This is a genomic window from Deinococcus seoulensis (assembly GCF_014648115.1).
GTDB classification, from domain to species: Bacteria; Deinococcota; Deinococci; order Deinococcales; family Deinococcaceae; genus Deinococcus; species Deinococcus seoulensis.
The window spans coordinates 1-22827 of record NZ_BMQM01000020.1 but is presented as its reverse complement, the minus strand read 5'-3'; the positions used below and the strand labels follow the sequence as shown (position 1 = coordinate 22827).

At 71.7% G+C, this 22827-nt stretch carries 16 protein-coding genes and 1 pseudogene; 6 read left to right on the top strand and 11 right to left on the bottom strand.

Features of this window, described 5'->3' with window-relative positions; translation table 11 throughout:
• Window positions 1-10: 10 nt before the first annotated feature.
• The gene (locus tag IEY70_RS13900) at window positions 11-1258 is read left to right on the top strand and encodes an MFS transporter (protein WP_229777933.1); all 1248 of its coding nucleotides are present in this window, start codon (window positions 11-13) and stop codon (window positions 1256-1258) included.
• 12 nt (window positions 1259-1270) lie between these two features.
• On the opposite strand, the gene IEY70_RS13895 is transcribed toward IEY70_RS13900, so the two are convergent.
• The 10 genes from IEY70_RS13895 to IEY70_RS13850 form a co-directional block, all read right to left on the bottom strand.
• Window positions 1271-2221, bottom strand: a complete 951-nt coding sequence (locus tag IEY70_RS13895) for an MJ1477/TM1410 family putative glycoside hydrolase (protein ID WP_189065631.1) — start codon at window positions 2219-2221, stop codon at window positions 1271-1273.
• A 121-nt stretch (window positions 2222-2342) separates the two neighbouring features.
• The gene (locus IEY70_RS13890) at window positions 2343-3143 is read right to left on the bottom strand and encodes a putative glycoside hydrolase (protein ID WP_189065630.1); all 801 of its coding nucleotides are present in this window, start codon (window positions 3141-3143) and stop codon (window positions 2343-2345) included.
• 2 nt (window positions 3144-3145) lie between these two features.
• Complete coding sequence (locus IEY70_RS13885; protein ID WP_229777931.1) at window positions 3146-5458, bottom strand: Agd3-related carbohydrate-binding protein; 2313 nt, start codon at window positions 5456-5458, stop codon at window positions 3146-3148.
• Window positions 5459-5566: 108 nt separating this feature from the next.
• The gene (locus IEY70_RS13880; protein WP_189065629.1) at window positions 5567-7699 is read right to left on the bottom strand and encodes an Agd3-related carbohydrate deacetylase; all 2133 of its coding nucleotides are present in this window, start codon (window positions 7697-7699) and stop codon (window positions 5567-5569) included.
• Between the two features lie 108 nt (window positions 7700-7807).
• Window positions 7808-8719 carry an NAD-dependent epimerase/dehydratase family protein gene (locus tag IEY70_RS13875; protein ID WP_189065628.1) on the bottom strand — a complete coding sequence of 304 codons (912 nt, stop codon included), beginning with the start codon at window positions 8717-8719 and terminating at the stop codon, window positions 7808-7810.
• Entirely contained in the window at window positions 8719-9456 is a 738-nt protein-coding gene (locus IEY70_RS13870) for a nucleotidyltransferase family protein (protein ID WP_189065627.1), read from the bottom strand. Before IEY70_RS13870 ends, IEY70_RS13875 begins: the two co-directional genes overlap by 1 nt.
• Window positions 9457-9531: 75 nt before the next feature.
• Entirely contained in the window at window positions 9532-10566 is a 1035-nt protein-coding gene (locus IEY70_RS13865) for an NAD-dependent 4,6-dehydratase LegB (RefSeq protein WP_189065626.1), read from the bottom strand.
• Complete coding sequence (locus IEY70_RS13860) at window positions 10563-12074, bottom strand: hypothetical protein (RefSeq protein WP_229777929.1); 1512 nt, start codon at window positions 12072-12074, stop codon at window positions 10563-10565. The genes IEY70_RS13865 and IEY70_RS13860 overlap by 4 nt, the downstream gene beginning before the upstream one ends.
• On the bottom strand, window positions 12071-13534 hold the full coding sequence (gene pelF, locus IEY70_RS13855; protein WP_229777928.1) for a GT4 family glycosyltransferase PelF: 1464 nt from the start codon (window positions 13532-13534) through the stop codon (window positions 12071-12073). The genes IEY70_RS13860 and pelF overlap by 4 nt, the downstream gene beginning before the upstream one ends.
• A 559-nt stretch (window positions 13535-14093) precedes the next feature.
• A complete protein-coding gene (locus IEY70_RS13850; RefSeq protein WP_189065624.1) occupies window positions 14094-15071 on the bottom strand; it encodes a LacI family DNA-binding transcriptional regulator in 978 nt (325 codons plus the stop codon).
• Between the two features lie 423 nt (window positions 15072-15494).
• Between IEY70_RS13850 and IEY70_RS13845 the strand changes: the two genes are divergently transcribed.
• From IEY70_RS13845 to IEY70_RS13825, 5 genes are all read left to right on the top strand, one after another.
• On the top strand, window positions 15495-17996 hold the full coding sequence (locus IEY70_RS13845; protein WP_189065623.1) for a glycoside hydrolase family 3 C-terminal domain-containing protein: 2502 nt from the start codon (window positions 15495-15497) through the stop codon (window positions 17994-17996).
• Window positions 17993-18805 (top strand): sugar phosphate isomerase/epimerase family protein, encoded by an 813-nt coding sequence (locus IEY70_RS13840; RefSeq protein ID WP_189065622.1) that lies wholly within the window; start codon window positions 17993-17995, stop codon window positions 18803-18805. Before IEY70_RS13845 ends, IEY70_RS13840 begins: the two co-directional genes overlap by 4 nt.
• Window positions 18796-19917 (top strand): Gfo/Idh/MocA family protein, encoded by a 1122-nt coding sequence (locus tag IEY70_RS13835; protein WP_189065621.1) that lies wholly within the window; start codon window positions 18796-18798, stop codon window positions 19915-19917. Before IEY70_RS13840 ends, IEY70_RS13835 begins: the two co-directional genes overlap by 10 nt.
• Before the next feature lie 84 nt (window positions 19918-20001).
• On the top strand, window positions 20002-21006 hold the full coding sequence (locus IEY70_RS13830) for a sugar phosphate isomerase/epimerase family protein (RefSeq protein WP_189065620.1): 1005 nt from the start codon (window positions 20002-20004) through the stop codon (window positions 21004-21006).
• 130 nt (window positions 21007-21136) lie between these two features.
• Window positions 21137-22315, top strand: a complete 1179-nt coding sequence (locus IEY70_RS13825; RefSeq protein ID WP_189065619.1) for a Gfo/Idh/MocA family protein — start codon at window positions 21137-21139, stop codon at window positions 22313-22315.
• Window positions 22316-22618: 303 nt separating this feature from the next.
• Here IEY70_RS13825 and IEY70_RS13820 read toward each other — a convergent pair.
• Window positions 22619-22827, bottom strand: a pseudogene (locus tag IEY70_RS13820) (phosphate ABC transporter substrate-binding protein PstS); the annotation flags it as partial.

Genomic DNA, 22827 nt, shown 5'->3' with positions numbered 1-22827 from the left:
GGTCTGGGGCGTGCCTTCCGACCGCGTTTCACCCGAGGTCCGCGCCGCCCACCCGGCGGGTCCGTCCCGGCGCTGGCTGGCCCTGGGCCTGCTGGCCGCCTCGGTGGTCCTGAGCATGTCCCCGTGGTTCTCGGCGGCGGCCGTGATCGGGCAGTTGCGCGCCGAGTGGGCCGTCAGCGACCGGGCGTCGGCGTGGCTGACGCTGGCCGTGCAACTGGGGTTCGTGCTGGGCGCGGTCCTGAGCGCCGCCCTGAACCTGCCGGACCGCGTGTCGCCGCGCCGCCTGATCGCTGCCGGTTCGCTGGCCGCCGCCGCCGCGAACGCCGCGCTGCTGCTGGCGCACGGCCCGCTGGAAGGCACGTTGCTGCGCGCCCTGACCGGCGCGGCCCTGGCGCTGGTGTACCCCGTGACCCTGAAACTCATGAGCGCGCACTTTGCGCGCGGGCGGGGGCTGGCGCTGGGTGTGATGGTCGGCGCCCTGACGCTGGGCGGCGCCCTGCCGCACCTCGTGAACGGCCTGGGCGGCGCGGACTGGCGCGCCGTGATCGGCGTCACCAGCGTCCTGGCGGCCCTGGGCGGCCTGCTGGCCCTGAGCGTGCCGCCCGCACCCGGCGGCCCGGTCCGGGCGCCCCCCTTCCAGCCGGGCCGGGCGTGGCAGGCCGTCACGCGCGGCGGCGTGGGCCTGAGCACCCTGGGGTACCTGGGGCACATGTGGGAGCTGTACGCCATGTGGACGTGGTTCGCCGTGTACTACGCCGCGCAGACCGGACCCGGCAGTCCGGGCCGCGCGGCCCTCGCCACGGCGCTGGTCGTGGGCGTGGGCGCGCTGGGGTGCGTGCTGGGCGGCGTGCTGGGCGACCGCTGGGGCCGCACGCGCCTGACCACCCTGGCGATGCTGCTGTCGGGGGGCGCGGCGCTGCTGCTGGCCGCCCTGACCTTCCTGCACGCCCCGCCGGGCCTGCTGCTGGCCGTGGGTGTGTTCTGGGGATTCTGGATCATCGCGGACAGCGCGCAGTTCAGCACGGTCGTCAGCGAGATCGCCGACCCGCAGTTCGTGGGCACCGCCCTGACCGCGCAACTGGCCCTGGGGTTCACGCTGACCGCCGTGACCATCGCGCTGGTGCCGGTGCTGGTCGGCGCGGCCGGGTGGCCCGCCGCGCTCGCGGTGCTGGCGGCCGGGCCGCTGCTGGGCGCGTGGGCCATGCAGCGGCTCGCCCGCCACCCGGACGCCCGCCTGATCGCCGGGGGGCGCGGGTAACCGGCCACCCGGTCAGCGGCCGGGCGTCAGGACATCCACGTTACGCACGGTCACGTACGGCACCAGTCCGGCGGCGCGGGCGCGGGCGTACAGCTGCGTGATCAGCGGCTCGCGGTCGGCGTACTCGATGGTGAACACGGGCTTGCCGCGCGCCTTCCACTGCGCGTAATCGGCCAGCAGTTGCGTCTGCCGTTCGGGTTCGGTGGGCGTGTTCATGGCGTACATGAAGGTCTCCTCGTTGCCCAGGGCGTCCACGCACGGCACGTAACGCGGGTCGCGGATCAGCTCAGAGGCGTTCTGCGGCACGATCAGGAAATCCGGGTCGCGGGCGTGGGCGTGCGCGGCGATCCGGCACACCCAGGTGATCATGTCCTCCCGCGCGGCCGGGTGCTGCGGGTTGCGGTAGTAGGCGTCCACGAGGTCCATGTACACGCCGTCGAAGCCGGAGTCCATCAGGCGGTCCAGGCTGCGCAGCACGGTCGCCTGCCAGTCCGGGTGCCAGTACGCCACGTTGAAACTGCCGGGCCAGTCCGGGTCCTCCTGCAGCAGCCACGCGGGCGGGCTGGTCTTCCAGGTGTCCTGCCAGTACGGGCGGTAACTCTCGGCCGCGCCGATGCTCAGGTACCCGAGCATCACGCGGTCGTTCTGGCCGGTCCGGGCGGCGGCGGCGTGCACCTCGGCCGGGGGCCAGGGGGCGCCGTTGTCGTCCCCGGCGTCCACGACCACCAGATCGAAACTGGAAGCGCCGACCGGTCCCAGCCGCGCGGGAATGTAGTTGGTGAGCTGGTAGCCCCAGCTGCGCGCGGCGTGCAGGCGGGCCTGCCGGGTCGCACCTGCGGCGGGCGGCGTGCCGGGCTGGCCGCCTGCGCCTGCACCGGCCGCGCACGCGACGAGCAGCAGGCCCGGCAGCGCCCGCAGCAACAGGGCGGCGCGCGGGCAGCGGGCGGCAGATGGGCGGTTCATACGGACTCCGATTGAGTCTCGTAGAGCTGCGAAGCAGAGCGAGTAGTCGAAGCGGATTCCGGACTTGGAGTGGGCAGATCGGTAGTGTTCCGATCTGTTAACGAAACAGACGGAATCCGTATCAGGTGTCGGTGCATGGCGGCCCTCCGGTGGGCGAGGCGAGGTGGACGGGAACGTACGGATCGCGGGGTTGCGAGAGGCTGCGGTCGGTCACGAAGGTCCGCAGGCCGTGCGCGTGGGCGCGGGCGTGCGCGGCGGCCGCCAGGGAGGGCGTGTCCGCGTAGTCCAGCGCGTCCACCGGCAGGCCGTGGCGGCGCAGTTCCCGCAGCCAGTGCCCGGTGTACGCCAGTCCGTCCGGCGGGTGCAGGGCCGGGGCGGGGGCGTGGGTGGTGCTGAACGCCTCGAACAGCACGCCGCTCAGCAGCGGCGCCAGCTGCGGCAGCAGCCCGAAGCCCCGGTTGCCGATCAGGGTCGCGCGGGGCCAGCGGGCGCGCAGGGTCCGGATCAGTGCCAGCGTCCCGGCCGGGTCGGCGCTGTCCAGCGTGTCCAGCAGCAGGCCGTCCGTGTGCGCCAGTGCCTGCGCGGCCCGCTCCAGCAGCGTCCGCTGCCACTGCGGGTGCCGGACGTCCACGGTCACGCTGCCCCAGGCGGGGTTCACGTGCAGGTGGTACGGGGCGCTGCCGGGCGTGCAGGGCCACTCGCCCAGCGGGTGGTCCTCGCCCACGCTCAGGTACCCCAGCACGCGCGCCGTGCGCCGTAACGCCCGCACCTGCTCCGGTTGGTACAGTCCGGCCTGCACGACCACCCGGTCATGCGTGGCCAGGGCGCTCAGCGCGGCGGGCGTGGGCGGCCCGTAGTACACCGCCAGCGGCCCGCGCGCCTGTTCGCGTGCGGGGGCCGGACTGGTGGCCGGGGCGGGCACGTTCAGCGGGGCGTGACGGGCACGGTCGTCGTGAGGGACCCGACCGTGAACTGCGCCGTGCGCCGCCCGGCGTACACCTCGGTCTTCTGCGTGGCGCTGGCCGACGCGCCGGTCAGGAACACGAAGCGCGTGCCGCTGCCGCTGCTGCGCTGCACCTTCACGGTGTTCGCCTTGCGGTCGAAGACGGCCACGACGCTGTTCTTGTCACCCTCGTAGCGGGTGCGGGTGTCCACGTACTGGCCCAGCGAGTTCCAGTCCAGGGTGTTCAGCGGCAGCGTCGAGTACGCCGAGTAGGTGTCCAGCAGCGCCCTGACCCAGTCGGTGGCGAGGCTGCGGCCCGGCGCGTACTCCTTCAGGTTCCCCTGGTGCATGTAGTGCGGCCACGCCGTGCCGTCCAGCAGGTGAATCACGCTGATGTTCATGTCCTGCGCCAGGAACTCGTCGTAGTTCAGGTTCTTCGGCCAGTACGGCGCGGTGCCGCCGGGGCCGAACACGGCGTTGTACTGCCCGGCCGCCTCGTCGGGCGCGGTCGAGTTGTACGCCACGCTGTTCGGCCAGCGCGGCACCAGCAGCGTCAGCGGATTCAGGGGGCTGGTCACGCCGCAGTTCGGGCACTGCGGGTCCCACTGGCTGGGCACCGAGTGGTTCGAGGCGACGTACCGCATGCCCATCAGGCTGGTCGCCTGCATCAGTTCGCGGTTCCCGGCGTTCAGGCCGTAATCCACCTTGTTCTGCCCCGGAGCGGGCGCGTACCAGCCCAGCCCCGAGTGTTCCGGCGTGACCACGGCGCGCAGGCTCATGGGCAGGCGCATGTACGAGCCGATCAGGGCGTTCTGGTACAGCTGCGTGAACGAGTCGCTGCGGTTCATGGTGTCCATGTTCAGGTGGTCCCGCGAGTGGTTCACCCAGTCGAAGGATTTCGCCACGCACTTGGTCACGGCGCTCAGTGGGTCGTTCACGCTGGCTGAGGGCGCGCAGGTGTTCGGGGCGGTTACGTCGGCGCCCAGTCCGTTGAAGGCCTGCGCGTAGCGGAAGTTCGCGGCGACCGGGTACTGGGCGCGGATGGCGTTCTGCTGGTCACGCAGGCTCAGGGCGTCGCTGCCGCGCAGGCGGAAGTCGCGGGGCACGACCGTGCCGGTGGCCGGGTCGAAGCGGTCGGCGTACAGGAACCAGTCGTCGATGTCCACCTGCAGGAAGCGGCGGTACTCGCCGAGGTGCACGCCGCGCGTCAGCCACCCGATCAGGCCGTCCCCCAGCAGTTGCGTGTGCAGCAGGTACGGGTTCTGCGCCATGGTCAGCAGCATCCGTTCGCGCCCGTCGGGGCTGGTGCTCGTGGCCGCCAGGATGTTGCCGCCCGCGTCGGTCAGGACCGGCGTGGTGGTCACGCCCTCGACCGGCTCCAGCCGCGAGGGGTAGTTGTACGCGTAGCGCACCGGGACCGCGCCGGTCAGGTCCGTGAACACGGCCTTCCCGGCGGGCGTGACGGTCAGGTCCGCCGTACTGCTCGCCAGTTCCGGTGCGGCCCGCAGGCCGTAGTCTTCCGGCGCGACCTGCGGGTACCCGAACAGCGCCAGTTGCCGCGCGCCGAAGGTCCGTTCGTACTCGAACAGGGTGCTCCACTCGTCGGTGCTCAGGGCACTCTCGTAGTAGCCGGGGCTGGTCTCGGTGGTCAGGGCGTTACTGGTCAGTATGACCGCCTGGTAGCGCCCGGCACCGTCCGGGGCGACCAGCGCGGCGGCGTCCAGCGGGGTGGTCGTGGCGTCCAGCGTGGTGAACGGAATGCCGCGCGATTGCAGCAGCGCGCGCGCACTGGGCAGCCCGAAGTCGGCGGGCCCGGCGTGCAGGATCAGCACCTGCAACTGCACGCGGTCCGGGGTGAGGGTCAGGCCCGAGAGGCCCTGGGCGCTCACGGTCTGCCCGCGCAGCGTGCCGGGCACCCGCGTCTCGCCCAGGCGGGCGCCGGCCGCTGCCTGCCGCGCCGAGGCGAGTCCCTGCTGGGCGGCGATCAGGGTGGGGGCGTAGGGTTCGTCCGGGTGGTCCACGTCGGGCTGCACGTACGGGCCGTCACCGCTGGCCGTGACCGGGTCGCCGTAGTGGGTGATTTCCGAGAGGTCCACGTCCCCGGAGGTCAGTTTCGCCTCGATGGCTTCCGGCGTCAGGGCGGACGGGTCCGTCGCCTGCCCGGTCGGCTGCCCGCTCCCGCAGGCGCTGAGGGTCAGGGCCAGCAGGAGCAGGGCGCTGCGCGGGCCGTGGCGGCCAGGGAAAGAGGTGGAGCAGTCGGTATCGGCGCGGCGGGCAGGGGTGCGGGTAGGCATGGTGTCAGAACTCCGGGAATGCGTGGGAAGCGGGCGTGAGGGCGGGCGCGTGACCTTCATGGTAACCGCACGGTCGGTCAGTGAGGGGCGGTCAGTGAGGGGGGGCGGTCAGCGGGGCGTGACGGACACGTCGAGCGTGCCGCTCAGGTCGAACTGCGCGGTGCGGTCCGTGCCGTAGGGCGCCCCGGCACTCGCGCCGGTCAGCGTGACCGGGACGGTTCCGGCGCTGCTGCTCAGGCGGACGGTGTTCGTGCGGCGGTCCCAGCGGCCGCTGAGCGTTCCGGCCTCCCTGGCTTTCGTTTCGGCGGTGTGGCGCTGCACGTAGCGGCCCAGGTCGTCCCAGCGCAGGGTGTTCAGCGGCAGGGTGCTGTAGGTACTGTACTTGTCCAGCGCCGCCCGCACCCAGTCGGTGGCGAGGCTCTTGCCGCCCGCGTACTGCCGCAGGTTCGGCTGGTGCATGAAGTGCGGGAACGGCGTGCCGTTCAGGATGTGCGTCAGGGCCTGATCGCTTTCGCGGTCCAGGAATTCCGCGTACGTCAGGTTCCGGTCCCAGTACGGGAACAGGCCGCCCGGCGCGTACAGGCTGTTGTAGAAGGCGGTCGCCTCGGCGGGCGTGGTCACGTGGTACGCCACGCTGTTCGGCCAGCGGGGCAGCAGGAACACGCCGGGATTCAGCGGGTGCGGCACGCCGCAGGTCGGGCACTGCGCGTCCCACTGGCTGGCGACGCTGTGATCGGACGCCAGGTAGGTCACGCCGCTGCTGACGGCGGCCGACAGCAGGTTGGGGTTGCTGCGGCCCAGCCCCAGGTCCTGTTTGGGTCCGGCGGTGCCGTCGTCGTTGCGGGTGCCGTCGTCGGTGGGGTCCATGAAGCCCAGGCCGCTGTGCTCCCCGGTGACCAGCGACGCGCGGCTCATACGCAGGCCCAGTTTCGCGCCCACGCTCAGGTTCTGCTGAATCTGCGTGGTGGCGGTGGAAAGCGGCATGACGTCCATACGCTGGTGGTCCAGGGTGTGGTTTACCCAGTCGAACTGGGTGTTCAGGCAGCGGGCGACGCTGCTGAGCAGGTCACGCGTCAGCCAGGGCGAGTCGGTGCAGAGCGTCGGCACGGCCGTGTTCGCGCCGCCCCCGTTGAACATCATGGCGTACCGGAAGTCCGGCGCGGCCGGGTAGTTGCTGCGCACGCGGTCCTGCTGGGCACGCACGTTCAGCAGGTCGGAGCCCGACATCCGGAACGGCGTGGTGAAGGTCAGGTCGCTGGTCAGGTGATCGCCCTCAAGGAACACGTCGTCGATGTCCACCTGCAGGAAGCGGCGGTGCTCGCCCAGGTGCACGCCGCGCGTCAGCCACTGCGCCAGCCCGCGCCCCAGCAGCTGCGAGTGCGTCAGGTACGGGTTCTGCGCGCTGGTCAGGATCAGGCGTTCGCGGCCGTCGGCGCTGGTGCTCGTGGCCGCCAGGACCCGCCCGGCCGGGTCGGTCGCCAGCACCTGCGTGCTCACGCCGGGAACGCTCTGCAGCGCGGACGGGTAGGTGTACGAGTACGACACGGGAATCGCCGCGCCCTTCAGGTCGCTGAACACGGTCCGCCCGGCGGCGTTCAGTTTCAGGGACGTGGTGTCGGTCTCGGCGCCCGCCACGTACCGCAGGCCGTAATCCTCGGGGACGCTGCCGGGCGCGCCGTACAGCGCCAGTTGCCGCACCCGGAAGGTCCGTTCGTACTCGAACAGCGTGTCCCACTCGGCGCTGTTCAGGGCACTCGGGTACGTGCCGTCCCCGGCGTCCATGATCAGGGCGCTGTCGGTCAGGATCACGCCCTGGTACCGGCCGCTGCCGTCCGGCGCGACCAGGGCCGCCATGTCCAGCGGCGCGCGGCTGGCGTCCAGCACATCGAACGGAATGCCGGACCCGGCCAGCAGCGCCCGCGCGGCCTCCAGACCGTAGTCGCCGGGACCGCTGCTGAGAATCAGGACCTTCAGGGCCACCACGTCCGGCTGCGCGTTCGCCGGGAGGGCCTGGGTGCTCAGGCGCGCCGCATTCCGCACGGTCGCCGGTCCCAGCGCGGCGCGGGCCGGGAGGCGCGAGCGGTCCGGGCCGGGCGCGGCGAGCGCGTGATCGCCGTGACTGCTCCCCACGCTCACGGTCCCGGTCTGCGGGTCCGTGACGGCGGGCGCGCTGCTGGGGCGTCCGCAGGCGGCCAGGGTGAGGGTCAGGAAGGTCAGGGCCAGCGTGGTGCGTCGGGTCATGGGGCGTCTCCTCTGGGTCGGGGATGGCCGGTGAAGGAAGGCGGGGCCGGGCGAGAGGGCGGCGAAATGGGCAGCGAAATGGGCGGCGGAAAGAGGGGTGGGTGCCGTTCAGGCGGGCGCAGGTTCCTGCAGCAGGGCGCGCAGGCTGTCACCGAAGGAGTGCCGGGCGCGGAAGCCCGAGGCGTGCAGGCGGGTCAGGTCGGCGCGCTGGTACGGCACGTCGCCGCTGCGGGGACTGCCCGGCGCGTCTTCCAGCAGTTCGCCGTGGTATCCGAGCTGCGCGGCCAGTCCGGTGACCAGATCACGGACCGGGCGGGCCTCGCCGCTGCCCACGTTGATCACGTCGGGCAGGGTCGGCCCCTCTGCATGCAACTGGGCCAGCAGGTGCAGGGCAGCGCGGGCGGCGTCGCGGGCGTCCACGAAGTCACGCCGCGCGCCCAGCGGCCCGAACCGCACCGAGGGCAGGCCCAGCCGCGCGGCCTGCCGCAGTTCACGCGCCGCGCGGCCCGGCAGGGTGCCCTTGCCGATGCCCTCGCCGAGCGGGTTGGTCAGGCGCAGCGCGGCGGCCCGCACCTGCCCGGCCTGCACGGCGCGTTGCAGCGCCTGCGTGCCGCGCAGTTTGCTCTGCCCGTACGGCGCGAGCGGGCGGGCCTCGTCGGTTTCGTGGGCGGCGTGCCCGTCTTCCGTGCGGCCGTACTCGGCGGCCGACGCGAAGGTCACGAGCGGCACGCCCACGCGCCCGGCGGCGTCCAGCGCGGCGCTCAGCAGGTGCACGTTCGCGGCTTCCAGTTCCGCCTCGCTGCCGGCGGTGCGGCCGGCCGCGTTGATCACGCCGCCGCTGCCGCGCAGCAGGTCGTCCCAGGCGGCGCGGTCCAGGCCAGTCAGGTCAGGACGGGCTGCCGGCGGGCCGGGCACCCGCACGGCCTGACCCGCCCCGCGCAGCGCCGCGACGACGTGCCGGCCCAGGAATCCACCGGCACCCAGCACCACGACCGGCCGCACCGGACCTTCCCCGGTCATCAGTCGGCCGCGCTGAGGTTCATGTGGGGCAGCAGCACGTGCTGCATGGTCTCCCACTGCTCGTTGGCGGTGTCGTAATCCTCGGGCCGGCCGATGTCCAGCCAGTACCCGCCGAACAGGTCGCTGCCCGGCAGTTCCCCGCTGTCCAGCAGGTCCAGCATCAGGGTGTCGAAGCCCAGCACCTGCCCCGGCACGTAGCGGCGCAGGGTCTCGCGCGTCATGGCGTACACGCCCATGCTGACCTGGAACGGCACGCTGGGCTTCTCGCGGAACGCCACGATGCGCTCGCCGCTCTCGTCGACGTCCAGCACGCCGAACTCGCTGCGGATCTCGCGGCGGTACGTGGCGACCGTGACCGGCGCATTGCCCCGGGCGTGGCGTTTCAGGAACGCGCCGTAATCCAGGTTGGTCAGCACGTCGCCGTTCATGATCAGGAAGTGCTCGGGCAGGCTGCCGAGCAGGTTCAGGACCGGGCCGATGGTGCCCAGCGGCGTGACCTCGTCGGTGTAGTCCACGTTCAGGCCGTAGCGGCTGCCGTCCCCGACGAACGCGCGGATCAGGTGCCCCATGTGCCCCACGGCCAGCGTCACGCTGGCGAAGCCGTGCGCGCGCAACTGGTGCAGCACGATCTCCAGGATCGAGTACGTGTCGCCGATCGGGACGAGCGGTTTGGGAACGCAGGTGGTGTAGGGGCGCAGGCGGGTGCCTTTTCCTCCGGCGAGAATGACTGCGTGCATGGGGCACTCCTTGTTCCACCGGGGGGGCGCGGTGGGCGCGGCGAGAGAGGCGGGGTTGGGGCGGGTCAGTTTCAGTCAGATGGTGTACTCGCCGACGCGGTAGCGGGCGAGGTTGGCGGCGTCCGTGAACCACTCGGCGGTCTGGCGCAGGCCCTCTTCGAGCGGCACGCGCGGCTCCCAGCCGGTCAGGGCGGTCAGTTCGCTGTGATCGGCCAGCAGGCGCATGACCTCGCTGCCTTCCGGGCGCAGGCGGGCGTCCTCCTGCGACACCTGCAGCTCGGCGCCCATGACCTGCCCGATCAGGCGGACGGTGTCCCCGACGCTGATCTCGCGGCCCGACCCGGCGTTCAGGGTGCGGCCCAGCACCTCGCTCCCCGCCTCGCCCACGGCGCGGAAGGCGCGGGCGGTGTCGGCCACGAAGTTGAAGTCACGGGTGGGGCGCAGGTCGCCCAGGCGGATGTCACGCTGCCCGGCCGCCACCTGACTGATGATGGTCGGAATGACCGCGCGGGCCGACTGGCGCGGGCCGTACGTGTTGAAGGGCCGCAGGGTCACGACCGGCAGACCGAAACTCAGGTGGTAACTCTCGGCCAGTTTGTCCGCGCCGATCTTGGTGGCCGAGTACGGCGACTGCCCCTGCAGCGGGTGCGTCTCGTGGATGGGCACGGTGCGGGCCGTGCCGTACACCTCGCTGGTGCTGGTGTGCACCACGCGGGCCGTGCCGAGGTCACGGGCGGCCTCCAGGACGTTCAGGGTGCCGGTCACGTTCGTCTCCACGTACGAGCGGGGCGCGACGTACGAGTACGGAATGGCGATCAGCGCCGCGAGGTGGTACACGGTCTGCGCGCCGCGCATCAGTTCCCGCACGCTTCCGGCGTCCCGCACGTCGCCCAGTTGCACCTCGACGTGCTGCATGACGTCCGGGCCGACCTGATCGAGCCAGCCGTACGAACCCTGCGAGTTGTAGATCGCCATGGCCCGCACCCGGTACCCGGCGCGCACGAGTTCCTCGGTCAGGTGCGACCCGATGAAACCGTCCGCGCCGGTCACGGCCACCAGCGGGCGGGAAGAGGCGGAAGTCTGCGGGGCGGCGGGGGCCATCTGGGTCATCGGTAACTCCGGGGGTCAAGAAGGGTTCTGAGGGACAGGGCGGCAAGGGCGGCGCACGCGACCAGCAGCGTGACCGCCAGGACAGAAGACGAAGAAGGCAGCGCGAACGCCAGCAGTCCCGCGAGCAGCAGCCACAGCCCGGTCAGCAGCGGCAGGTGCCCGTGGTTGCCCAGCCACGCGCTGAGCAGCGTGGCCGCGCCGTACGTGGGCACCAGCATCCAGGCGTCCGGGTGCGCCTGCGCCCACGCGGGAATGGGCAGGTTGGCGGCCACGTACACCCACGCGCCCAGCGCGAGCGCGTAGGTCGCGGCGGCCAGCAGCACGACCGGGCGGCCACTGCGGCGCAGCGCGCCCAGGCTCTGGCTGCGGCGCGCGGCGTGCTGAAGGCGTTCCTGCGCGTGCCACACCCCGGCCTCCAGCAGGCCGGTGCTGATCACCAGCGGCAGCAGCGTCCACGCGCCCAGCCGCCCGGTCAGCAGCACGAAGGTCAGTGCCAGCGACCAGCCGTACGCGGCGTGCCGCAGGTGCGGGCGCAGCGTGGCCCAGCGGGCGCTCAGCGTGCCGGGCGCGCGGGTCACGTTCAGGGCGGTCAGCAGCGGCACCAGGGCCAGCAGCAGCAGCGCGACCAGCGCGCCCGGCCGGGACGGCTCGGCGTAGACGACCCCGGCCGCCAGCAGCGGACTGGCGAACGCACCGGCCAGCTGCCCGGTGCGGCGCAGGGCCAGCAGCACCCCGGCCGCGCCGGTGGACAGCGCCACGGCGCCCCCCACGGCCGCGCCGGTCAGGGCCGCGCCCATCCCGGCGTTCAGGGCGGCCATGAGCGCGCCGCCGATCAGGCTGGTCAGGCCGCCCAGCAGCATGGTCAGGCGCAGCGCGCGGCCCGGCACGGCCAGCGGTTCGGCGTAGCGGACGCCCGCGATCAGCATGGTCCAGCCCCACCCGAACGCGGCGGCGAACACGAACGCGGCGCTGGCCCCGGCGCCCATCTCGCGGGCGACCAGCAGGCCCGACACGCCCGGCAGCAGGTACAGCGGCCCGCGCAGCAGCGTGTGCCACGGGAACGCCGGAACGGACTGCGTGGCTGGGCGGTGCAGGGCGCGTCCGGTGCCGCGCTGCCGGTACAGGCGTTCGGCGGCGTCGAACAGTCCGGCGGTGCCGTAACGGTCGCGCAGGACCTCGTCGCCCAGCCCGTCGGCTTCGAGGTACGCGGCGATCTCCTCGGCGTCGATCACGCGTTCGCGTTCCGGGGCGAGCGTCAGGTCGATCTCGCGCAGGCGTTCGGGCAGCGTGCCCGGCGACGGCGCCGCGCCCCACAGGCCGGAGGCCGCGCGCACGGCGCCGGGATCGGTCTGCGCGGTCGCCTGGGTGTGCCCCGTCTGGGTGTGCCCCGTCTGGGTGTGCCCGTGCAGCGTGTGCCCGGAGAGGGTCAGCGAACCCGGCGTGCCGCCGATCAGGGTGCGTTTCACGTCCGGGTACCCGCTCCCGGGCGGCCGCGCCTGCCCGCTCACCGGACGCCTCCTGCCAGCGCGGCCGGGTACGCGCGGCGGTACGCGATCAGGCAGCCGTCCAGCGTGAACAGTTCCATGACCCGTTCGCGGGCGGCGGCGCCCAGTCGCTGGCGCAGCGGCGCGTCGTCCAGCAGGCGGCCCAGGGCGCTGGCGACGCCCATCACGTCGCGGGGGCGCACGATCAGCCCGGCGTTCCCGACCGCCTCGGGCACGCCGCCCACGCGGGTCGCGACCGGCGGGCGGCCCATGGCCATCGCCTCGATCACGGTGTACGGGAAGCCCTCGCTGACGCTGGTCAGCGCCACGACCTGCCCGGCGCGGTAGGCGTCCGTGATGTCCGGCACGCGGCCCTCGAAGGTCACGTTGTCCTGAAGGTTCAGCTGGTTGGTCAGGTTCACGCAGCCCTGCGCGTACCCCTCGTTCCCGGCGGGCGTGCCGCCGAACAGCCGCAGTTTCGCCTCGGGCCGCTGGCGGCGCACCAGGTCGAAGGCGCGGATCAGGGTCTCGATGTCCTTCAGGGGGTCGATGCGGCCCACCCAGCTGACGACCGGTTCCTCGGGTTCCTGTTCGGCCGGCGGGAACACGTCCGGGTCGATGCCGTTGTACACGCATTCGATGCGGTCCGGGTGGGCACCCAGGCGTTCCTCCCAACGGCGGTTGTACTGCGAGCCGGGCAGCACCAGCGCCGCCTCGCGGTAGGTGAGGCTGCACAGCAGGCGGTAGAAGCGCAGCAGCATGCCCTTGAACCCGGCCGAGTACCCGGCGCGGCGGAATTCCAGGTAACGTTCGCGCATGTACACGCCGTGCTCGGTCAGGATGAACGGCGTGCCGTGCGTCCACAGGCCGTTCAGCGCCAGCAGGCCCGCGAAGCCGTTGCTGACGGCGTGCCCCACCTGCGCCAGCGGCGCCGGGCTGCTCAGGGGCCGCAGGGCGTGCTCCAGCCACACCTGCACGTCCAGCACGTCGGCCACGCTGGGGGTGGGCAGGTGCGGGTCGCCGGGCGCGCGGTCGCGGCGCTGCCGGGCGGCGTGGGTGCTCCAGAGGTCCAGGGTCAGGGTGGTCACGCGGCTGCCTTCCAGGGTGGCCGTGAACCCGCCGCTGCGGCCCAGGACGCTCAGGGCGTGCAGCGCCGCTCCGAAGCGGTCGAGGTCCAGGGTGCACAGCGCCTCGATCATGGAGGCGTACGCGGCGGTCAGGCGGCGCTGCCAGTCCGGGTCGCGCGGCGCGGCGCGTGGCGGGTCGCCCCACAGCGGAATCTGCGCGGCGCGCACGTTGCCCGGCAGGTCCAGCGCCGGGCGGTCGTACGGCAGGCCCGAGATGGCCCGGACCTCGAAGGTGTGGTCCTCCAGGCCGCGCACCAGTTGATCCACCCAGACGCTCACGCCGCCGTGCGCTTGCGGGTAGGTGCCCTCGGTGTACAGGGCGACGCTCAGGGCGGGATTGATGGCATGGGTCGTCACGTTGAACACTCCGAACTGGAGTCAGGGGCGCCGCCTTCCGCACGGTGTGAGGAAGCGAACAGACCCCCGACTCTGGTGAGGAAAATCATACACTTTCCCGGCGGTCATGTGAAAAAAATTAACTGCGCCGGGCGATACCCCCACCGGGGGAACCCCGAGCCACACGCAAAAATGAGCCCCTGGTCAGCTGACCCTGGCCTGCACGACATTACAATTGACAGCCGCCCACCTGAACCCCGACTGACCGCCCCCGACCCCCTCTGCTGGGCGGGTCAGGGGCGGGTCATACAGAACCCGTTTTTCTCCCACTCGCTCCGCTCGGATTGAATGGGCGGCAAAGACCGTTCAACCGGAGTCCGTATCAGAGGGGAACAGCATGGAACACGTCTTCTGTAACGCCATTCCTGTTCACCCCCTCCCAACCTCCCCCCTCCCAGCCTCCCCTCAAGGGGGAGGGGTAACCACGGCGTGTTCATCGCTGGTCTGCCCTGAAGTGATGAACCTGTCCGTACCATCGATCATGCGCCGTCCGGGTGCCGGGGCGCGTTGCGGGTGTGGGTCAGCGCCCAGGCGGGGCGGCCGATGCCCGCACGATCAGTTCGGTCGGGAAGGGCGCGGGCGGCCCGCCGGGCAGCGCCTCGCCCTCGGCCAGTCGCACGAGCAGGCGCACGCCCTCGGCGCCCATCTCGCGCAGCGGCTGCCGGACGGTGGTCAGGGCCGGGCGGGCCTGCGCGGCCATGGGCAGGTCGTCGAAGCCGATCACGGACAGGTCCTCCGGCACCCGCAACCCCAGGTTCTGAAGGGTATGCACGGCGCCCACGGCCATGGCGTCCCCGGACGCGAAGATCGCGGTGGGCGGGTCCGGCAGGGCCAGCAGGCGGCGCGTGGCGTCCTCGCCGCTGCGTTTGCTGTAATCGCCGCTCTGCACGTACCCGGCCGGTACATCCAGCCCGGCCTGCTGCATGGCGTGCAGGTAGGCGTTCAGGCGTTGCGGGGCGTCCTCGCCCACGCCGGGCGTGCCGTGGGGGGTGCCTGCCAGTCGGCGCGCGTGGGCGTCCATGCCGCTGATGAACGCGATGCGGGTGTGCCCCAGTCCGATCAGGTAGCGCGTGGCGGCCAGGGCGCCGCTGGCGTTGTCGACGGTCAGGGGCCGGTCGGAGGGGCCGTCCACGCTGACGAGGTGGGCGGGCAGGTGCGGGTAACGGGCGCGCACGTCCGGGGGCGGCTGGATCAGCAGCGTTCCGGCCGACAGGCGGGCCATGGGGGAGAGGTCACTGTCGGTGCGGGATCCGGCCATCAGGACGATCAGGTCGTACCCGAGTTCCTCGGCGGTCTGCGCGGCGCCCATCAGGACTTCCGTGACGTACGGGAGGTTCTGCTGGCGGGTCAGGACGCTCAGCACGCGTGCCCTGCCGCCGGCCAGCGCGCGGGCCAGCGGGTTGACCTGATACCCGGTCGCCTCGATGGCGGCGAGTACGCGCGCGCGGGTCTGGGGGCGCACGTTGGGTTTGTTGTTGATGACGTTCGAGACGGTCATGGGGGAGACCTGGGCGTGCCGGGCGACGTCGGCGAGCGTGGCGGGCGCGGGGCGTGAGGTTGTCAGGGTGGACCTTCCTTCGGTGAGGTGCGTCGAGATTGCATTCCGGGAGCGGTAGAGCGTACATTATAGCGGTACAAATAACCCGTCTGCCTCCCGGCACTGCGCGTCCGGCGCTCATGTCCTGTGAGGGGAGTTCCCTGGAGACCCCCGCGTGGACCAGAAATTATAGCGCTATAATACGGACTCCGATTGAATGGGCTGCAAAGCCCGTTCGATCCGAGCGAAGCGAGTGGGAGCCGGACGGGTTCCGGACGTGGAGCCGGCAATCCGGTGAAGTTCCGGATTGTTGGCGAAACAAACGGAATCCGTACAAGACCGGACCAGCCGCCTCAGCCCCCCACCCCACCCCGAGGTGAACCCATGCCAGACCTGCCCAGCCCCCCACCCCCGCCGATCCGTTCAGACCCGCCCACCGACATCGACGCGCTGCTGGACCGGATGACCCTGGAAGAACAGGTGTCGCTGCTGTCCGGCGCGGACTTCTGGCGCACCGTGCCCGTTGCGCGCCTGAACATCCCGGCCCTGAAAGTCAGTGACGGCCCGGCCGGCGTGCGCGGCGGCGGCCCGCTGGTCGGCGGCATGAAAACGGCCGCGTACCCGGTCGGCATCGCGCTGGGCAGCACCTGGAACGTGGACCTGCTGCGCGAGGTGGGCGCCTCCCTGGCCCGCGAGGCGCTCGACAAGGGCGCGGGCGTGTTGCTCGCCCCGACCATCAACGTGCTGCGCTCGGCCCTGAACGGCCGCAACTTCGAGAACTACGCCGAGGACCCCATCCTGACCGGGAAACTCGCGGTCGCCTACGTGCAGGGCCTCCAGGCCAGCGGCGTGGCCGCCACGCCCAAACACTTCGCCGGGAACGAATCCGAGTACCAGCGCGGCACGATCAGCTCCGAGATCCCCACGCGCGCCCTGCGGGAACTGTACCTGCGGCCCTTCGAGATGGTCGTCCGGGAAGCCGACCCCTGGGCGATCATGACCGCGTACAACCGCCTGGACGGCGTGTACTGCTCCGAGCACCCCTGGCTGCTGGACACGGTGCTGCGAAAGGAATGGGGCTTTACCGGGCTGGTCATGAGCGACTGGGGCGGCACGCACTCGGCCGGCGAGAGCGTGCGCGCGGGCCTGGATCTGGAGATGCCCGGCCCCGCCAGGGCCCGCGCCGGCCTGCTGGAGGAAGCTCAGAACGACCCCGCCACGGCCGCCGCCGTGCGGGAACGCGCCCGCGCCGTGCTGCGCCTCATCGAGCGCACCGGCACCCTCGCCGCGCCGCGTGACGTGCGCGACAGCGCCGAGCGGGACACCGAGTACCCCGAAACCCGCGCCCTGATCCGCCGCGCCGGGGCCGAGGGCGCGGTCCTGCTGAAGAACGCGGGCCTGCTGCCCCTTCCGGCCGGGAAGACCGTCGCCGTGATCGGCCCGAACGCCGCCACTGCGCAGGTCATGGGGGGCGGCAGCGCGCAGATGAACGCCCACCGCCGCGTCTCCCCACTCGACGGCCTGCGTGAAGCCCGGCGGTCAGGGGCCGTGACCACCGCCGTCGGCTGCGAGAACGACCGGTTCCTGCCCGTCCCGCAGGTGCCGGTCCGCATCGAGTACCATGCGCCGGACGGCACCGTGATCGCCTCCGACACCCGCGAGCAGGCCGAGGTGCTGTGGTTCGCGTACCCGGACGGCGTGGACCCCCAGGCCTTCCACGCCGTCCTGACCCTGACCGTGCAGGCCCCCCAGGACGGCACGTACGAGTTCAGTCTCGCCAGCGCGGGCCTGAGCCGCCTCAGGGTGGACGGCGAACCCCTGGTGGACAACTGGGACGCCTGGACGCCCGGCGGCACGTACTTCGGCTTCGGGTCCGACGAGGTGCGCGGCGCGCGTTCCCTGACCGCCGGGCCGCACGAACTGACCGTCACCTTCACGCCCAACGACTTCGACAACGGTATCGCGGGCTTCAACGCCGTACGCACCGGCTTCCGCGCCGAACCGGACGAGGGCAGCGTGGCGCAGGCGGCCGCCGTGGCTGCTGCCGCCGACTACGCCGTGGTGTGCGTCGGCACGAACGGCGACTGGGAAACCGAGGGCGTCGACCGCTGGGGCCTGGACCTGCCGGGCCGCCAGGACGAACTGGTGGACGCCGTGCTGGCCGCCAACCCGAACACCGTCGTGGTCCTCCAGACCGGCGGCCCGGTCGCCATGCCGTGGCTGGACCGCGTGCCCGCCGTCCTTCAGGCCTGGTTCCCCGGTCAGGAGGCCGGGCACGCCATCGCGGACGTCCTGTACGGCCACGCGGAACCCGGCGGGCGCCTGCCGCAGACGTTCATCGCGTCCCTGAAGGACGACCCCACCCACCCCCTGAACCCGGACGTGCAGTACCCCGGCGAGGACGGCCGCGTGGCGTACCGCGAGGGCCTGTACACCGGGTACCGGCACGTGGACCGCGCGGGCATCACGCCGCTGTTCCCGTTCGGCTTCGGCCTGAGCTACACGACGTTCGAGGTCTCCAACCCGCAGCTCAGCGCCGCCAGCATCGCCCCCGGCGGGACCGTGACCGCCAGCGTGCAGGTGAAGAACACCGGGGACCGCGCGGGCAGCACCGTCGTGCAACTGTACGTCCACGACCGCCAGAGCCGCCTGGACCGCCCGGAGAAGGAACTGCGGGCCTTCGCGAAGGTGCACCTGAACCCCGGCCAGATCGGGACTGTCACCCTGCCGCTGGGCATGCGCGACCTCGCGTACTACGACGATGCAGCCCACGCCTGGGTGGCCGGGGCCGGTGACTTCGACCTGCTGATCGGGCAGAGCAGCGCCGACCTGCCGCACACCCTCCGCCTCTCGCTCAGCGCCGACTGGAAGGAACCCACCACATGACCCAGCCCCACACCCCAGGCACCCTGTCCGTCCAGCTGTACACCTTCCGGGACGCCTACGCCGCCGACCCGGCCCGCACGGTTGCCCGCATCGCCGAACTGGGCTTCCGGTACGTCGAGCCGTTCGGCATCGGGAACCACGGCCTGAGCAACGCCGAGAAGGTCAGCCGGGCGCAGGACCTGCGCGCACTGCTGGACGCCCACGGCCTGAAGGCCCCCACCACGCACGCGGCCGCGCCCACAGGCGAGAACGCCGAGGCCGTGCTGGACGCCATCCAGGCGCTCGGCGCGACCCTTTCCGTGATCTCGTGGCCGGGCGAGGTGCCGGGCTTCGAGCGTGACGTGATGGACACGAAAGGCGGCACGGAACGCTTCGCGGACGCCCTGAACGAGGCGTCGCGTCACGCGCAGGCGCGCGGCCTGAGCCTCGGGTACCACAACCACTGGTGGGAGTGGAGCCACTTCGGGGACCAGTCCGCGTTCGACCTGCTGCTCTCGCGCCTCGACCCGGCCGTGTGCCTGGAGATCGACACGTACTGGGCGCACACCGCCGGGCAGGACATGCCCGCCCTGATCCGCCGCCTGGGTGAGCGCGTCCGGGCGCTGCACCTGAAAGACGGCCCCGCCACGCCCGAGGCCGACCAGACGCCGCTCGGCACCGGCGCTGTCGATTACGCCGCCGCCATCGCCGCCGCGCCGCAGACCCGCTGGCACATCCTGGAGATGGACCGCACCGCCGGGGACGTGTTCGCCGAGGTGGGCCAGAGCGCCCGGACACTCATCCAGGAGGGACGCTCGACATGGGAGTAAGTGCATCAGAAGGGCCGCAGATCATTGGCATTATCGGCACGGGGAACATCAGCGCCGCGTACCTGAAGATCGCGCGTGACCTGAATCTGTTCCGCGTGAAAGCCGTGACCGACATGGACTCGGCGCGGGCCGCCGAGGTCGCCGCCGAGTACGGCATTCAGGCCATGACCCTGGAGGGCCTGCTGGCCGACCCGGAGATCGTCGCCGTCGTGAACCTCACGCCGCCCGGCGCGCACGCCGACGTGAGCCTGAAAGCCCTGAACGCCGGGAAGCACGTGTACTCCGAGAAACCCCTGGCGGTCGAGCGTGAGGACGGGCAGGCGATCATGGACCTCGCCCACGCACGCGGCCTGCGCGTCGGCTGCGCGCCCGACACCGTCCTCGGCGCGGGCATCCAGACGGCCCGCGAGATCATCGACGCCGGACGCATCGGGCGGCCCGTCGCCGCGAACGCCTTCATGATGGGCAGCGGCCCGGAATCCTGGCATCCCAACCCGGACTTCTTCTACCAGCGGGGCGCCGGACCCCTGTTCGACATGGGACCGTACTACCTGACGGCCCTGGTCACCCTGCTCGGCGGCGTGCGGAAGGTCAGCGCCACGACCACCACCGCCTTCTCGCAGCGCCCCATCACCAGCCAGCCGCGCGCCGGGGAGTTCATCACCGTCACCACGCCCACGCACGTCGCCGCGAACCTCACCCTGGACGGCGGCGCGGTCGTCACCCTCGTCACGTCCTTCGACGTGCCCGGCAGCGACGTGCCCCGCATCGAGATCCACGGCACCGACGGCACCCTCAGCGTCCCCGACCCGAACACCTTCGGCGGTCCCCTCAAACTCCGCCTGCGGGGCGAGAAGGAGTGGACGGACATCCCCCTGACCCGCCCCTTCGCGGAGAACGCGCGCGGCATCGGGCTGGCCGACATGCTCGCCGCCGCCCCCGGCCAGCCGCACCGCGCGGGCGGCGACCTCGCCCTGCACGTGCTGGACGTCATGCACACCATCCTCGAATCCGCCGAGGCCGAGAAGACCCTGACCCCCCGCACCCATGCCGAACGCCCCGCACCGCTCGACACGCAGCCCACGTGGCTCACGGCAACGCTGCCCACCTGACGCTGGGCGAGGGCGGGTGACGGCCACCCGGCCTGTCCATTCCCCGCCCACGTTCGAGCATCACCCATCCCCGGAGGTTCCCGTATGCCCCGTCCCGTCACCCTGTTCACCGGCCAGTGGGCCGACCTGCCCCTGGCCGACCTGGCGCCGCTGGCGAAGAAGATGGGCTACGACGGCCTGGAACTCGCCTGCTGGGGCGATCACTTCGACGTGCAGGCCGCCCTGAAAGACGACTCGTACGTGAGAGAAAAGCGCGAGCTGCTCGACTCGCACGGCCTGCAGTGCCACGCCATCAGCAACCACCTTGTGGGGCAGGCCGTGTGCGACCCCATCGACGCCCGTCACAAGGCCATCGTGCCCGCGCACGTGTGGGGCGACGGCGACCCCGAGGGCGTGCGCACGCGTGCCGCGCAGGAGATGATCGACACCGGGCACGCCGCCGCGACGTTCGGTGTGAAGACCGTCAACGGGTTCACCGGCTCCAGCGTGTGGCACAGCCTGTACGCCTTCCCACCCACCGATCAGGCGTACTGGGACGCGGGCTTCGAGGATTTCGCGCGCCGCTGGACGCCCATCCTCGACTCGTTTGACCGGGACGACATCAACTTCGCGCTGGAAGTCCACCCGACCGAGATCGCCTTCGACCTCGCCACCGCGCAGCGCGCCCTGGACGCCGTGAACGGCCACAGGCGCTTCGGCTTCAACTACGACCCCAGCCACCTGGGGTACCAGCACGTGGATTACGTGCGGTTCATCCGGCAGTTCGCGGAGCGGATCTTCCACGTGCACATGAAGGACGTCTGGTGGGGTCACGGCAGCGGCGAGGTCGGCGTGTTCGGCGGCCACACCGAATTCGGGGATGCCCGGCGCTACTGGGATTTCCGCTCGGTGGGGCGCGGCGACATCAGGTTCGAGGACATCATCGTCGCCCTGAACGACATCGGCTACGCCGGGCCGCTGAGCATCGAGTGGGAGGACGCCCGCATGGACCGCGTGCACGGCGCGACCGAGAGCGCCGCGTACACCCGCCGCCTCGACTTTCCCGGCTCGAACGTGACCTTCGACGCCGCGTTCTCCAGGGATCGCTGATGATTCCGGTGCACAGAGGCCGCAGGCCGCGCGACACCCGAGCGGACGCGAGTGGGAACGACAGCGAATCTCACGCAATGGACGGGCGTCCGGTGCTGTTCCGGGCGACCGGGAATGAAGGGAGGTTCGCATGCCGCGCCCCCTGAAACTCGGGATGGTCGGCGGCGGGCAGGGCGCGTTCATCGGCGCGGTACACCGCACGGCCGCGCGGCTGGACGGGCAGTTCGAACTGGTGGCCGGGGCGCTGTCGGGCACCCCGGAGAGGGCGCTGGCATCCGGGCGGGAGCTGGGCCTCCCGGACGACCGCTCGTACCCCACCTGGGAGGCCATGCTGGACGGCGAACTGGCCCGGCCGGTGGGGGAGCGCATCGACGCGGTCAGTATCGTCACGCCCAACCACCTGCACTACCCGGTCGCGCGGGCCTTCGCGGCGGCCGGGATTCACGTCATCTGCGACAAGCCGCTGGTGCACACGGGCGAGCAGGCCAGCGACCTGCTGAGAGTCGCGCGGCAGTCCGGCGTGGTCTTCGCCGTCACGTTCAACTACACCGGCTACCCCCTGATCCGCCACGCGCGGGACATGATCGCCGCCGGGACGCTCGGCGAGATCCGCAAGGTGATCGTCGAGTACCACCAGGACTGGCTCGCCACGAACCTCGAAGCGCACGGCAGCAAACAGGCCGACTGGCGCACCGACCCGGCCCGCAGCGGCGCGGCAGGCGCGGTGGGTGACATCGGCTCGCACGCCATGAACCTCGCCGAGACCGTCACGGGCCTGCACCTGGACGCCATCTGCGCGGACCTGAGCACCTTCGTGCCGGGCCGCCGCCTGGACGACGACGGCAGCGTCCTGCTGCGCTTTGCCGGTGGGGCGCGCGGCGCGCTGCTGTGCTCGCAGGTCGAGGTCGGCGAGGAGAACAACCTGAACCTGCGCGTGTACGGCACGCACGGCGGCCTGAGCTGGAGTCAGGAGAACCCCAACCGCCTGGAATACACGCCGCTGGGCGGCCCCCGGCAGGTGCTCACGCGCGGGCAGGCGTACCTGAGTCCCGCCGCGCAGGCCGCCACCCGCCTGCCCGCCGGGCACCCCGAGGCGTTCCTGGAAGCGTTCGCGAACATCTACGACGGCGCGGCCGAAGCGATCCGCGCGAAGCAGGAGGGCCGCGCCCCCGACCCGCTCCGCACCTGCCCGACCCTGGAGGACGGCGCGCGCGGCGTGCATTTCATCGAGAAGGTCGTGCAGAGTGCCCGCAGCGACCAGAAATGGACGGACGCCCGCTGGAGTGCGCCTGATACGGACTCCGATTGAATGGGCTGCAAAGCCCGTTCAATCCGAGCGGAGCGAGTGGGAGAAAAACGGGTTCCGGACGTGGAGTTGGCAGATCGGTGGTGTTCCGATCTGTCAACGAAATAAACGGAATCCGTATGACTGACCAGCAGCACAGGCAGAGACGGCGTGACCTGGATACAGGCTGCAACGGAAAATGGCCCGCCACGAAAGAGGCAGCCCACCTCGCGCGAGGGAGCTGCCTGTCGGGGGTGCCGGGGAGGTCATCCGAACCCGGATTGAATGGGCCGCAAAGACCGTTCAATCCGAGTCCGGATCAGGGGTTCAGAACTTCTTGCCGTTGTAGGTCATGCTGGCGATGATGCTCTTGGCTTTCGCGGCCGCGTTACTCGGCAACTGCGCGTAATCCAGCCCCTCGTTGTACTTCTGACCGTCCGTTACCATCCACGTCAGCAGTTTCTTCAGCGTTCCCGCCTGACCTGCGCTCCGACCACCGTAGTTCTGCTCCTGGTAGAAGATCACGTACGTGAAGC